The organism is Oceanirhabdus sp. W0125-5 (genome assembly GCF_027938815.1).
Classification (GTDB): Bacteria; Bacillota; Clostridia; order Clostridiales; family Clostridiaceae; genus Oceanirhabdus.
Genome location: NZ_CP115913.1, coordinates 1,273,136 through 1,288,093, shown reverse-complemented (window position 1 = coordinate 1,288,093; position 14,958 = coordinate 1,273,136). Strand labels below are relative to the sequence as shown.

At 27.9% G+C, this 14,958-nt stretch carries 13 protein-coding genes; 1 reads left to right on the top strand and 12 read right to left on the bottom strand.

Going from position 1 to position 14,958, the window contains the following annotated elements; translation table 11 throughout:
• Positions 1-202: 202 nt before the first annotated feature.
• Positions 203-1,552 carry a hypothetical protein gene (locus OW730_RS06210; RefSeq protein ID WP_271228199.1) on the bottom strand — a complete coding sequence of 450 codons (1,350 nt, stop codon included), beginning with the start codon at positions 1,550-1,552 and terminating at the stop codon, positions 203-205.
• A gap of 401 nt (positions 1,553-1,953) precedes the next feature.
• On the opposite strand from OW730_RS06210, the gene OW730_RS06205 reads away from it, so the two are divergent.
• Positions 1,954-3,411 (top strand): M6 family metalloprotease domain-containing protein, encoded by a 1,458-nt coding sequence (locus OW730_RS06205; protein WP_271228198.1) that lies wholly within the window; start codon positions 1,954-1,956, stop codon positions 3,409-3,411.
• 134 nt (positions 3,412-3,545) lie between these two features.
• Here the strand turns inward: OW730_RS06205 and OW730_RS06200 are convergent, their stop codons facing one another.
• The 11 genes from OW730_RS06200 to OW730_RS06150 all read right to left on the bottom strand — a co-directional run bounded on the left by OW730_RS06200 (position 3,546) and on the right by OW730_RS06150 (position 14,947).
• Complete coding sequence (locus tag OW730_RS06200; RefSeq protein ID WP_271228197.1) at positions 3,546-3,878, bottom strand: hypothetical protein; 333 nt, start codon at positions 3,876-3,878, stop codon at positions 3,546-3,548.
• 141 nt (positions 3,879-4,019) lie between these two features.
• Positions 4,020-4,871, bottom strand: coding sequence for an STM4011 family radical SAM protein (locus OW730_RS06195; protein ID WP_271228196.1), 852 nt, complete (start codon positions 4,869-4,871; stop codon positions 4,020-4,022).
• A 14-nt stretch (positions 4,872-4,885) separates the two neighbouring features.
• Positions 4,886-6,208 carry an STM4012 family radical SAM protein gene (locus tag OW730_RS06190; RefSeq protein ID WP_271228195.1) on the bottom strand — a complete coding sequence of 441 codons (1,323 nt, stop codon included), beginning with the start codon at positions 6,206-6,208 and terminating at the stop codon, positions 4,886-4,888.
• Positions 6,209-6,254: 46 nt separating this feature from the next.
• Positions 6,255-7,118: an STM4013/SEN3800 family hydrolase gene (locus OW730_RS06185; RefSeq protein WP_271228194.1), complete on the bottom strand. Its 864-nt coding sequence runs from the start codon at positions 7,116-7,118 to the stop codon at positions 6,255-6,257.
• Positions 7,115-8,266, bottom strand: a complete 1,152-nt coding sequence (locus OW730_RS06180; RefSeq protein ID WP_271228193.1) for an STM4014 family protein — start codon at positions 8,264-8,266, stop codon at positions 7,115-7,117. The genes OW730_RS06185 and OW730_RS06180 overlap by 4 nt, the downstream gene beginning before the upstream one ends.
• A 5-nt stretch (positions 8,267-8,271) precedes the next feature.
• Positions 8,272-9,132: an STM4015 family protein gene (locus tag OW730_RS06175; protein ID WP_271228192.1), complete on the bottom strand. Its 861-nt coding sequence runs from the start codon at positions 9,130-9,132 to the stop codon at positions 8,272-8,274.
• A gap of 219 nt (positions 9,133-9,351) precedes the next feature.
• Positions 9,352-10,254, bottom strand: coding sequence for a DMT family transporter (locus OW730_RS06170; RefSeq protein ID WP_271228191.1), 903 nt, complete (start codon positions 10,252-10,254; stop codon positions 9,352-9,354).
• Positions 10,255-10,377: 123 nt separating this feature from the next.
• Positions 10,378-11,463: a GerAB/ArcD/ProY family transporter gene (locus OW730_RS06165; protein WP_271228190.1), complete on the bottom strand. Its 1,086-nt coding sequence runs from the start codon at positions 11,461-11,463 to the stop codon at positions 10,378-10,380.
• A 79-nt stretch (positions 11,464-11,542) separates the two neighbouring features.
• Positions 11,543-12,634 (bottom strand): GerAB/ArcD/ProY family transporter, encoded by a 1,092-nt coding sequence (locus OW730_RS06160; RefSeq protein WP_271228189.1) that lies wholly within the window; start codon positions 12,632-12,634, stop codon positions 11,543-11,545.
• A gap of 44 nt (positions 12,635-12,678) precedes the next feature.
• The gene (locus OW730_RS06155) at positions 12,679-13,758 is read right to left on the bottom strand and encodes a GerAB/ArcD/ProY family transporter (RefSeq protein WP_271228188.1); all 1,080 of its coding nucleotides are present in this window, start codon (positions 13,756-13,758) and stop codon (positions 12,679-12,681) included.
• A 34-nt stretch (positions 13,759-13,792) separates the two neighbouring features.
• Positions 13,793-14,947, bottom strand: coding sequence for a Ger(x)C family spore germination protein (locus tag OW730_RS06150; protein ID WP_271228187.1), 1,155 nt, complete (start codon positions 14,945-14,947; stop codon positions 13,793-13,795).
• Positions 14,948-14,958: the final 11 nt, after the last annotated feature.

The following is a 14,958-nucleotide window of genomic DNA, read 5'->3' as shown; positions in this document are numbered from 1 at the left end:
ATAATAACAATATTTTCTTTATAAGATATAAGTAATAAAGACTAACTCCTAATGTAACAAATATAACCTTCCTTTTTCTGCAACTATTCTTATATTCCTATTTTCATAAAAAATAAAAGCTACCTCTATACAGATAACTTTCATTTCTTTGACATATATATTTATGTACTTTCTCACAACCAACATTCACCCTATTACCTAATTAAGAAAAATATAGTATTTCTCCATCAGGAACATTATGATATTTTATTTTGAATACGCTTCTATTTTCCTTATCTCTCAATTCTATTGTTCCATCTTCATTTAATAATAAATCATCTTCATAAATAATCAATCTTCTTGTCTTATTTGGCTCAATATCTCCTTCAAGTATTTTCTCATTATTAGACATATCAACTAATTTCCACCCAACAATAGATATTCTTGTTAAAGATATGTTATCAATTTCTACCCACCCAATTCCTCTACTTGATCTTGCAGGGTTTAAATAAGCTGCTATAATCCTTATATCATTTTCATTATTTATAATTTCATAATACTTTCTTACATTAGATAAATCTGATGGTCCCTTATATTTTGGGAAAAATGACCTTATTCTCATTCCTGTATTATTTTCCATAGATTTAGGCGTTTCTGGGTAAATAACTAAATCATAAACTTGGTTATTAATTTCTACTTCTTTATTTGTTCCATTAAGTAATCCATTCATTTTTTCTAATATTAGTAGTGTTCCCATTACAATTTGACATTCTGGGCTTATTCCTACAAAAAAACCACCTTTGTCTTTGAATAGCCTCCTCACTCTTCTTCCATAAATATCCTTCGGAGTCCAGGTCATTTGAATTGTTGCAACATAAGGATTTTCACGTCCTTCTTTACCTAAAATATCATAATTGTAACCAGTAAAATCTACTCTCTTTCCTTTTTCATCTAAATAAAATTTAATCCAACTATGATACCCTCCAATTCCTCTATTATCTTTTGATTTTCCTTCACCTACAAAAACATGTTCAAATCCTGAGCAATTTGGTTGCGGTTTTCCTTTATAATAATTTGTATATATTTCAAACCATATTTTTTCTATATATTTTTTAAAATCATCTTTCTCTAACTTCGAATTTATTGGCCTATCAATAAATTTAAGTACTTTTTCAATAACTTCTTTTTTTAAATTTTCATTTATAAATTCAAGTCCCCTTTCTACTACTCTTGTTTCTACTATACTGTCTAAAAAGTTTTTTCTTTCAATATCTTCTTCTGAATTATTTCCTATTAGATCTTCTTGTTCTCTAGGATAAACAAGATAATTATTTAATAATTCTATACAGCTTTTATACGTCTTTCCTTCCAATTTAGTTTCCTTTACACTATAAAACAAAGGATTAGGCGCTCTATCTTTATTTCTTCCTGCTGCTTCATATTGTTCATCTATCAATATATCTGCATTTTTATTTACCCATCCTCTATTACTATCTGGAGCACTAGCACTTAATCCATTATTTGCTTGGTCTAGATTCCATAGTTCTTCATAAAATTCTTTAAATTTATCCATGATAATAAACATCTCCTTATAAATCGCCTTTTCTTTATTTAAATTTAACCCTATTGCTAAGGATGTAAATTTTTCTTTTTAATCACCACTTTAAAAAACACATTGCTTTTCATAACCGAAATTACCAATATCTATCCATTTAATATCTATAATATATCAAACTCTATAGCAAGTTTATCTATAACATATTCACATAAAATATTTTGTACTAAACATACTATTTCTATTCCAACAATAGAAGGTCTAATTTATCTCTTCCTTTCTTTACATAAAAATACCTATTTCAAATCCAATCATCGAATTTTGTAAATTTTATTTTTGAGATATAGCAAATATTTTAATATTATTATGCGCAAACTATCTTACAATAAAAAATATTTGTTTTCTAAGGAGGTTTTTTTATGAGTGTAATAGTTGGAGAAATCCTAACATTTTCACATGGTGATGGAGAAATAGAACTACGAGTGTATGGTGATGAGTTTTTAGCTAGATATGAGTCGCTAGATGGTTATACTGCAGTTCGAGATAATGATTTAAATATATTTTGTTATGCAAGCTTACATGACGGCAAGTTAGTATCTACAGGAAAAGATATAACTGGCCCTATCCCTAATGGAATAACTCGTCATCTTAAGGAAAATCAATCAGAGAGAAAAAGAAAATTTAATGATCGACATAGAGAAATATATCCTCCCAGTACAGATACTATAGGAAATTTTGCATTTGGTCCTAATAATGGTTTACTGGACGGGAAAAGAATTAGTGAAGGTGATGTGATTGGATTAACTGTCTTAGTAGAATTTGCCGATGTTTCTACTTCTGTTACTGCAAAAGATGTAACTGAAATGTTAAATGACTTGAATTATAATAAAAACGGAAATCATTGCTCGGTATATGAATATTTCCATACAATGTCCAGCGGAAAGTTGAGGTATATTAATCATGTGATAGGACCTATTAAACTTTCACAAAAACTTGAATATTATAAAAATCATCTCTTAATAAAAGAAGCTATGGATATTGTTGTAAATGACTTAGGCATTGATTTGTCCAAATACGATTCTCAAAATAGAGGTATTATTGATGCACTAAACTTTCTTTATGCTGGTAGAACAGTTTATGAAGAAAATCTATGGCCACACAATTCCATTATTAATCTAGAATATAATGGAATTAAAACACATTTTTATATGTTAGCTAGTTGTGGTCGTGATACTAGCGATTTAAGTATAGGAACTTTTTGCCACGAAACAGGTCACCTACTTCTTCGTTTAGTTGATAATTATGACTATGGTTATCGTGATGGTGATGAAATAGAAAGTCAAGGAATAGGCGTGTACTGCCTAATGGGATCAGGAAATCACTTAAATAGAGGTCGAACCCCCTCACCTATTTGTGCTTTCTCAAGGAATCTAATTAACTGGTGCGATAATGAAATTATTCTTCATAAAAATTCTTACGTTGCAAAACATAGCGATTACAACACAATTATGAAATATCCTACCGATAACTCTAAAGAATATTTTGTCATTGAAAATCGAAATGCTTTAGATTTGGACAGCAGCTTACCTTCCAGCGGTCTTGCAATTTATCACTGTGATACACAAGGATCTAATGAGTATCAAGATGGTACTAAGGATCGTCATTTCCAGTGTGCAATTTTACAGGCAGATGGAAAATTAGATTTAGAAAATAATCGAAATAGAGGAGATAGTACTGACTTGTACGATGAAGTTACAGGAATAGCACTTTCATATAGTACAACACCATCGAGTAGGCTATGGGACGAAAGTGATTCTGGATTAATTGTTTCAGATATTCATAAACTAGGTTCAAATATAAGCTTTAATATCATATAATAATTTCAGTAACATACCACTCTTTAATGAAGAAGATTTCGATAATTCCAATTAATTCCAAATAAAACAGACTCAATACTCAGAATTTAGTGTTGAGTCTGTTTTATAGTTACAATATATTGTTTTCAAAATTTCTATACATCTACTTTTTCTAATATCAATAAATCATCACCAAGTTTTATATCTAACTTTTCTAGAAGCTCTACCTGAGATTGGTATGCAAATGGAAGTTCTAGAATTGCAACTTTATAACCCTCTTCTATCTTTTTCTCAATCTTATCCTCAAACCATGACACGTAAATACTAGCTCTTGAATTTAAATCCATGGTTCTTCCTTGAATATTTTTTATTTCTTGAATATCCTTCAACTCATCGAATTCACAGATGGTATATCTGAAAAATTTATTTTTCACCTCATCTGCAATGTCCTTATGTGCTATGGCAATAACCTCATATTTAGAATTCATTCTGACAACAGCTCCTCTCTTTATCTAATATTAAGATATATTTAAAAAAGAGTCAATTAATTTTCTGAATATTCATATCTTTACCCATGTTGGGTTATTCATCTATATATAATATTTGTTTTATAATTTTAATTTTCATTTCTATGGTATTCTCCCTATAAGGCTTGTTTTATATACTTCTTCTAATTTTAAACTCTTAATATGATTATATCCAATAAAACAACCACAAATCTGCTTATTACAATATGTTGTAGTACTGATATCATCCAAGTCATCTTTATATAAATTACCCAACTTTCTTTTATCTTGCCAGCAAGAATTAAGGTTACCATTCCATTCAACTAAATAAACATTTTCTCCTGCTCTGCACTCTAAGTTCTTTGATTTATAATTTTCTAAGTTAATTTCAAATAAGCTATCAAATTTCTTTAAAAATTCTATATCTTTATCATTATAATAATTGTTTTTATCTTTAAAAGCATTTATCCAGTAGTATGGTTTTTTATTACCTAAATCACTTAATAACTTACCCATTTCTTCTATTTTTATAAAATTTTCTTTAGTTCCAACTGTACCAACTGTAAATGGAATATTATAATTAACTAACTCTTTAACCCTGCTGAAAAAAGATAATGCATCTACCTCTTTTGGATGATATGTAGTCCATAAAATTAATTTTTCCCTATTACAGTTCTTTAACCAATTTAAACTACCACTTAGATTGGTTTGAACCACAATTTCTTTAACATTTTTCAAACTACTTAGATATATTAATCCTTCTTTATAATATTCATGTATTAAAATTTCTCCTTTAGGTGCAAAGAAAATTTTAAATTCCTTAGAACTAGCTCCTATGAATTGAATAAATTTATTAAAATACTCTTTATCCCTTTTGATTGATTTTTCATTTGCAATTACTTTTGCAAATGGGCAATATGAACATTTATAATTACAATTTCTCATGAAGTTTCTATAATAAAGTGTATACGCCATAAACACTCCTCAAATTATTCAGTAAAATCAATTACCTTAGTATTTACATCCTCTGATATAAACAGATTACCAATAATATCTGAATACATAAGCCCCTTATCGGTTGGATATATTCTGTCATTTTCATTAATAAGAAACTTTTCAGATATTAAACTGTTTAATTCTTTGAATTCATCCAAGGGTGATTTTTTATATTTATTTTCATAGTCCTTAATATTTAACCCTGTTATTTTCAATATTGATTTTAATATATATCTTCTCTTTTGTTCATCTTCATTTAATATATAGCCATATTTAGCATATTCAAAATTATCTTCTTGAATATAATCATTTATAATTGCATTAATATTCTTTTGCATAACTGCATATGGTCTGGAATAATGAATATTATCTACATATCCCCTAGCACCACAGCCTACACCTACCATATTATTTTCTTGACAGCTATATTCAGGAAATAGCTCTCTCTTCTTATCCCCTCTAATGAAATTTCTCATAGATGTTTGAATATACCCTTTATCTCGTAACAGGTCTAAAGCAAATTTATACATTTTAATCATCAGATCTTCATCTCTTTGAAAACTTGAAAATAATCCAGTTTTTTCTCTAATATACATAGGATATATGAATATCTCTTCTGGATTATATGTTAAAGCTTCCCTTAATGATTTTTCCCATGTATCCATGGTCTGTTCTTTCAACCCATAAATCAAATCAATATTTCTTATAGGTATATTATTACTGAACATGAGCTGTAGTGCTCTATCTATCTCTTCTACTGGTTCAAGTCTGAAAATTCCTTTTAATTCATTTTCATGAAAGCTTTGAACTCCTATACTGATTCTATCAACCTTATACTCCTTTAAAAGTTCAAGCATACTTTTTGTTAAAGTCCTTGGTGATGATTCCATAGATAAGAAAGTCTTATTAAAATCGATTTTTAAATTTTTAATAATTGCTTCCAAGAGTCTTCTTAAATCCGATTCATTTAAAAGTGTTGGAGTACCCCCTCCAAATATTACACTTGAGAAAATCTGATTACTATTTTCTATTTCTAAAATACGCCCTAATGCTTCAATTTCTTCTATAAGCTTATTTACATATCTCTTAAGCTTCTCATCATCGTATGAAACACTAGATAATAAATTACAATACCCACACTTATTCATGCAAAAAGGAATATGAATATATAATGTCAGGTTGTTTTTTTCACTCTTCCCCCATAATTCCTTCAGAGACATAGGTTTCTGAAACTCCCTATAGGCTTTTTTATGGGGATATGCATATATATAATTATCATATGGATTCTGTAATAAATCCTTTATTTGTTCATTCATTAAGTAATTACTTCCTTTCTATTAAAGGCACAATCAGATAAATATGTTACAAGAAAAAGTGCCTATATGGTACATTCCAAACCACATCATGTGATACAATATGCCCCTCATACCCATCTTCTCCATAACATGTTCCATGATCTGATACTGCAATACAAAAAGTTCTGTTTCTCTCTCTCATTTTATTAAACAAAGGTTCTAAACACTTATCTACATATCTTAAAGCGGCTTTTTGGCTTTCTACACAATCTAACTTAGATGCAATAGAATTTTTTCTCTTGCCATTCGTTTTTTCTTCCATACCTTTATATTTTTCAAGATAGTAATAATTAGGTCCATGTATTGCTGATATATTAATGAACATAAAAACTCTTTGGTCTCTATCAATTTTATCAAGTAACTTTATTGCCCACTTTACTTGTTCTTCTGCTGACTTAGGATTTGTAACTCCAAATTTTGGATTCCAATAACTTTCTTGAAACATACTTGGGAAAACGTTATAAACCCCTTCCATCTTACTGAAAAATACTACTCCTCCAATACATATTGTCTTATATCCTTCCTTTTCAAGCCCCTCAATAATATTACTTCCTTCATATAAGAATGTATTACTTCCTTTTATAGACTTTAATCCAGTCTTCTTCGTTAAAAATAACCAATCTCGTTTATGTAGTGGTTCATATTCTACTGGAGTAGGTAAAAAACCAATAAAAAAACTATGATGAGAAGAGTAGGTATAATTTCCTGGGGAATGTCTTTTCTCCCAACCGCCACTTCCACATAGATTTGGTAAATTTCCTGCTTCATATTCTTCCTTTGCCACATCATATCTGAGGGTATCTAATGATAGGAAAAGAATATCATTATTTCCTACCACTTCATTCATATTAACATTTAAACTTTCTATCATCTATTCATTCCACCTTGTAATTGTTCAATAGCCTTTTCAATTTCTAGATAATGAACATTCTCCTTTGTTCCCAATAAGTTATGTAGCAAATCACCAAAAGGATTTACATCAATAATATACGGTTTATAACTCTGTGTTGTCACCACATCAATTCCAGCATATAAAGACCTATTAAATATTTTCATCACATCTTCTGATGCTTTTTTTATTCTTTCTATGTTATCATCAGAGATAAAATCTTTACTTTCCAGCCGCTTATTTTTAAGATGCAGATTAGTAATAGGCCCCTTACTTAGTCTTGATATAAGATATCTTGATTCTTTATTGATTACAAAAGATCTTGTGTCAAAGAAACGACCTTCATGTGTTGATTTTGGAATCCATTTTTCAATATGTGCTCCGTTGAATAATACCCAATCAATCATATCCTTAATCTTTTTTTTATCTTCAACGCAGTGTACCCTATAATTACTAAAAAATCTTTTTTTCCCTTTAAGTTCTTCAACATTCATTGAAGTATATACCTTTTCTTGTAATGTCCTTGGATTATAGGAATATGCCAAAACTCCCGTACTTCCTGATCCATATCTTAACTTAATAAAACATTTCATATACCTATCTCCATAGATTTCTTTAAACGTATCATAATCCCTAGGTGATTCTAGCCTTTCAGGTAATGAAAAATCATAGTTATTATTCTGTTCCTTCAGCAGCTTATACGACTGCTCTTTATCCATCATTATTAGCGTTTCCTTAAGGTCATTCATAAAGTAAACATCTTTATTAAAATAACTATTTTTTAATTTCTCTATATCTTCTATAACTGAACTGAACCCTCTATACCATTGTTTAGGAGCTATAATTGGGAAATCTGAAAAATCAAGTTTATTTATTTCCTTATCACATATTACTCCTTCTGATACTCCTCTTTTCAGAAATCCTCTGTATATTTCCATATTCTTTTCTGGTGGTTCAAGTTTGATTATAGTATTACTTTCAATATATTTTTCTAAGATGGATGTATCCTTCAATACATCCATCCAGTCAATAACTTTATATTCATTAATTTCTAACATATTCAAGCAATCTATAAAGCAGCTCATTCTTCTACCTGTTAAATCGCCTATTAATAAAAATTTATTTTTCATATATCTTACTCCGTTATATAAGGATATCTCCAGTCATCGTCCTCATCAAGATAGACCTCTTCTCTACTTATTAATAACTCTGTCTCAATTTTTTCAAATACTTTTACCAATTCATTTACTACCTCATCTGACATGTAGTTATAAGTTAAATCTAACTTTTCAAGATGTTTTATCTTATGAATATTTTCTAAAATAAGCTTACCACTTTTATCACTTAATGTACCATAAGATAAATCTAAAACAGTAAGTTGTTCTAAAATATCAGATTCTAGAACTGTTTCACATATTTCATCTTGTATTTGGCTATTTACTAATCCCAGATATTTTACCTTTGGAAAATTATTCTTGTTCATAAATGGTTTAAGAGTATCAATATCTCCCTCAAATCCATAATCATCAACACCAATGTATAACTGTAGATGTTCTAAATTTGGTAATTTAGCATTTTGAATATCTTCAATAACAGTATTTTCAAGTCCGCCACAAACAATAGTAAGTTTTTTTAATGTATTACTTTCCATATTACTTAATCTTAATCCATTACAACCATCTATTCTTAATTCATTTAAATTAAATTCGTTTACTAGTGGTGATGTATTTGTATGTACAATCCATGAAATTTCACACTCTTCACTTGTCATATCACCTAAATGAATTCTTTTTAAATTAGGAAATTTATCTTTATTCTCAACCATATACTCTATTATCTTTCCTGGATCTTCTTCCCATGCTTCTTCCCAGTATCCAATACCAACACTCTCAGGCTCGTATACCTGATTCTGCTCAAAATACTCCTCCATTTTTTTAACAACACTTATCCCATTCTCTTGTTCTTCATATTCTATGTAAAATTTTTTACCCTCCATTGATTAAACTCCTCCTTAATATATTTAGTGCAATATGCTCTACACTGACCTTTTAATAATTCTTTTCCTTTAACCTTTTCAATTAAATCTATTATAACAGAATGTTATAGTTTTACCTATAATTTTACTTTATAGATATTTTAGTCCATGTTTTTTTATTATTTATAGATCTGCTATATGAAATCTTCCCAATTCCCCAGCATGTACAATAGTTATCCTTTAAACAGGTACTTTTCCTTTAAATGTTTTTTTATTGTTTTTTTCTTTAAATGTCAAAATAATTACAGAAAATACAACTAAAATACCTCCCAGAATAATTCTCATTGTTATTGTTTCATTAAGTATTAACACTCCTAGTAATATTCCAACAATAGGCTCAAATGTACTTAAAATCGACGCAGTAGATGCACCTATTAATTTAATTCCTTTTTGCAATAATATTACAGCTACTATTGATGTAAGAAAAGCTATTATTACAGATAAACCCCAAGCTTTAGCTGAAATTTGAAATGATAATTGCTTTGTAAATATTCCCACAATAAAAAGAAATATTGAAGCAATAAAAGATAAATAAAATGTTAGCACATAGCAATTAAGAGTTTTAATTTTACTATAAGCTACACTAAGTAGATAAAAAGAGTAAAATATTCCTGATACAAGAGCAAGAATGGTTCCTATTATACTAACATCCCCACTATCTTTTCCAATTAATAAATAAATTCCAATACCTGATAGTAATAGAGCAATTATTTTACTAAAATAAATTTTTTCTTTAAATAAAACTATTGAAATAAGCGTCACAACCACCGGATATATGAAATGTAATGTAGTTGCTAGTCCAACTGATATATAATTGTAAGACATAAATAAAGTTATCATTGTAAATGTGTATCCAAAAATACTTAATATAACTAGAGTTTTAATCTGTTCTCTAGTTACCTTAAACTTAACTTTATTAATTATCAAATAAATAAGAAGCATAAGTACACTAAAAAATGAACGTAAAAAAACTAATGTAAATGCATTGATTCCACCATCATATGCTAATCTAGCTAATATAGGCATAATTCCAAAAAATATAGCTGATAGTATTGCATATATACTCCCTTTGACTTTTTCCATAGTAGCTGCTCCCTTAAATTACTCATACTTTATTTCTCATAAGCATTTTACCACATTTTGGCCAACAGTTCTTTGTATTTTTTCAAAAAAAAATGATAATTAAAAGTACCAAGATAGATTACTTTAATTATCATTTTTCTTCTTTTTAAACTTTATTAATAAAGCAACTAATGTAATAAAAGATAAATTAAAAATTATAGATGCTGGATATGTAAAACCTTCTATTTTTTGTCTTAACATTCTATCCGAAAGCATATATACTAAAAAAATTATAATGGGTAAAATTAAAAGAACTATTTTTTTTAAATCTATTTTCTTAAAACTATTAATACATATAGTTACTGCAAAATAATAATTAGCAGTAATTCTAAATGAAAGCACAATCCATATAAACATAAATATATATCTAAAATTATTAATAATAGGAATATTGATGCTTGTAAAAACCATTATAAACGACCAGTAGCTTTTGGGAGTTATATCTATACTTAAGTAATATATAGTACTAAAAATAACCCAAACATATACTACCCCACATATACCTACTGCTTTAAATGCTGCCTTTTTTATAGACTTGGTTTCCTTTACATAAGGAAAAAGTAACAATAAACATTCCCAACCAAAATAAGAATATGCTGTTTTTGGGGTAGTCTTTAAAATATTTGCTACTCCTCCTCCAAAAACAGGTTGTATATTCAGTATATCCCCATACTTCAATGCTGTTAAAGATAATAAAAATACTGGAATAAACATATAAAAAATCAATTGATTTAACTTCCCTAAAACACTTATGCCCTTACTAGATGTATAAGCAACCAATAAAACTGTAATAAGCCCCACCTTTAAGGGTGCTAAAAAACTCACTATATAAACTCTACTAAAAATTATCGTATGAGCAATAATTACAACAGTAGTTATTATAAACTGCAACATAAAAAGAAAGTTTACTATGTTACCAAAAAAATCACCAAAATATTTTTTATTTATCTTCAAAATGTTTTCTTTTGGGTGTTCATTTATAATATAACTACTAACAAGAACAACATATAATGGATAGATCAAAGCAAAAATAGCACACATCCACGAGTCTTGCCCTGCACTTTTTACAAGTTGATTAGGTAACTTTAAAAAGCCTGTTCCAACAACAAAGCCTAATAATAAATAAGTAAACTGATTTGGAGTCAAAAGATTATTTTTTTCAGTATCCAATTTCCTCCCACCTTTTTAGTAATTCATCCACTTACACAATAATCTCAATCTATTAAGTGTAAGTTTAGTGAAAAAATAATTAATTAGAATTGTAACTATTTTTACCTTTAAAATATATCATTAAAGAAACTATAGTAAGAAATACTACATTAAAAATTATAGATGCTGGATCTGTAAAACCTACAATTTTATCTCTAAGCATTCCATCAGAAAAAATATATGCTAACAAAAGAATAAAAGGAAAGATAAGAAAACATGCCCTTTTTAATTCTATTTTTTTAAAGTAATCAACAAAAATAGTTAATGCAAAATAATAATTTGCAGTACTTTTAAATGATAATAAAACCCATATAAACATAAAAATATATCTGAAGTTATTAATTATTGGAATGTTTATACTTTCAAAAACCAATATAAAAGACCAGTAACTTTTCGGTGTTATATCAATACTTAAATAATATATAGTTATAAAAACTACCCATACATATATAACAACACAAATTGCTACTGCCTTTAGAGCAGCTTTTTTAATTGATTTAATTTCCTTTGTATATGGGATAATTAAAAATAAACACTCCCACCCATAGTAAGAAGTAGCTGTATCTGGAATAGCCTTAATAACCTTTGACATACCTACACCAAAAACAGGTTCAAGATTTATTATACTTCCATATTTAAGTGCGATTAAAGATAATAAAAATGTAGGAATAAAAAAGTAAAATATTATCTGATTTAATTTTGCTAAAACTACCACTCCTTTACTAGATGCATAGGCTGCTAATACCACTATTATAAGAGCAATTTTAAAAGGAGCAAAAAAACTAGCTATATAAACTCTACAAAAAACCATGGTATATGCTATAACTGCTGCAGCTGAAATAATAAATTGCATCATAAAAACAATATTAATTAAACTGCCAAATAACTTACCAAAATATCTTTCGTTTATAAAAAGTATATTTACATTAGGATGTTTATTTCTAATGTAAATACCAACAAAAATCATATATAGAGGGTAAATCAAAGCTAAAATTACGCATATCCATGAATCCTGACCTGCTGTTTCCACCAGTTGATTTGGTAATTTAAGAAAACCTGTTCCAACTACAAAACCTAGTAATACATAAGTTAATTGATTAGGAGTTAAAAGATTATTCTTTTCAGTATTCAAATCTTCACCCCGCTTTCATAAAACCCTCACCTTTAAAGAGTATTTTATGTTTTTTTACCTTTGAAATGTATTAATAAAGCTAATACCGTAAAAGATAACAAATTAAAACACATAAGAAATGGATATCCTAACGCTACTACTTTTTGTTTGAGAAATATATCTGTAAATTTAAATCCTAAATAGAGAATCAATGGATAGATTAACAAGCACATTTTTTTTAATTCTATTTTCTTAAAATCATTAAAAATTAATGCTATGGAAAAATGGTAATTAGCAGCAATTCTTAATGCTAGAAACAACCATATGAACATAAATATATATCTAAAGTTATTAATTATAGGAATATTTATACTTTCAAAAGTTAATATTAATGCCCAATAACTTTTAGGAACAATATCTATACCTAAATAAAAAATAGTTATAAAAACAGCCCATAAATATACAATTACAGATATTGCCACAGCTTTTAGAGAACACTTTTTTACATATTTAACATCGTTTACATATGGAAAAAATAACAGTATTACCTCCCACCCAGAATAAGAATAAGCAGTTTTTGGGGTTGCCTTTATAATATTTTTAATACCAGCCCCAAAAACAGGTTGTAAATTCAATATACTTCCATATTTTAGTGCAGATATAGAAAATAATATTACTATAATAAACATATAAAAAATTAATTCACTCATTTTCCCTAACCCCCTTAACCCTTTATAGGATGAATATGTAGCTAGAGAAACTAAGATAATAGCAACTTTTAAAGGAGCTAAGTAATTCACTATAAAAACTCTACAAAATATTATAGTATTAGCAATAATAACTATATAAGTTAACATAAATTGCAACATAAAAATAAAGTTTAATATACTCCCAAAGAATTTACCAAGATATTTTTTATTTAATATTAATATATTTTCTTTTGGATGTTTATTTATAATGTATACGCTAATAAAAACAACATATAGGGGATAAAACATAGCTATAATTGTACATATCCATGAATCCTGACCTGCAACCTTTACAAGTTCATTTGGTAAAGTTAGAACACCTGCTCCAACAATAAATCCAATTACTATATATGTAAATTGATTTGGTGTGAGAAGCTTACTTTTTTCAGTATTCACAGCGTATCCCCCTCTCTTTCTTCACTAAAATACTCTAATAATCTCCTCTTCCCATTTTGTCAACTTTAACACTAACTTTTACTTTTATATCTGCATTAGACACTTCTTTATCCCAATCAATCCCTTTATGACGCCCATATTTAGCCGCTGCAACTCTTCCTAACTCAAGACAATCCACTTTATAATAAGTTTGCATTTTATCAATAAAATTATAAGAGAGTCTCTCTGCATATTCACTCATCTCTTTCTCAAATTTTTTCATAGTTTCTTCATTTTCTCTTATATCAAGATATAGATGATTTTCAGCTATGTCACCATTTAAAGATAGCTCTATAAAAAAAGTATATTTATCATCATTTTTTTCACAACGTACTTTTCTTTTTGTTGTTGCATAATAAGTTAAATATTCTTTTGAATTTTGTTGTAATTTAAGAACGCCCTTAACTTTATTTTCTCTTAACATATTCATAGTTTTTGATTCAGATAAACTTATTTTATTAACCATTTTATCTTTTTTAAATAATGCCATTCCCGTGATTCTCAGCTTATCTCCTTTTAGTTCTACGTATGGTAATACTAGACTTCTACCTTCAGAGTCCACTCTTACATACAAGTCCATGAATTTATAATTATCAGAGAAAAAATTAAATTTAGTTGAACTCTCAATCATTGATGTTATATAGTCAGAAGAACTAGGATAATCAGGGACCTGAAAACTTAAAACATCTTCAGGATTACCTTTACATACAGCTAAAAGACCAGTATCATTAATAAGAGGATTTCTAAACATAGTATGTATTATATGATGAATGCCAAATTCTGAAAAAGCTTCACTTAATATAACTATTCTTTCTACTCCTAATATCAGTTTTTTATTACTAAATACCTGACGTCGTTCTCTAGTTTCAGCAATAGTACCTGCTGTTCCTGTATGCGTCAATGTTGAAATTCTCATATCTTCACCATAATTATAGAAAGAAATAGGAATCTGATATTCAACGCTATTCTCCCCTTTCGGTATTACATGAATACCTATTCCTGCTGGAATATCAAGATCTTCAACAGGTACATTTACAATTCCATCTCTTATATATACATAAATCATAATAGTAAAAATAATAACAAATATATATTTTTTATTATTTATAAAATTACTCACCATATTATTTTCTAACTTTTTCTTACTCATATATATCTCCC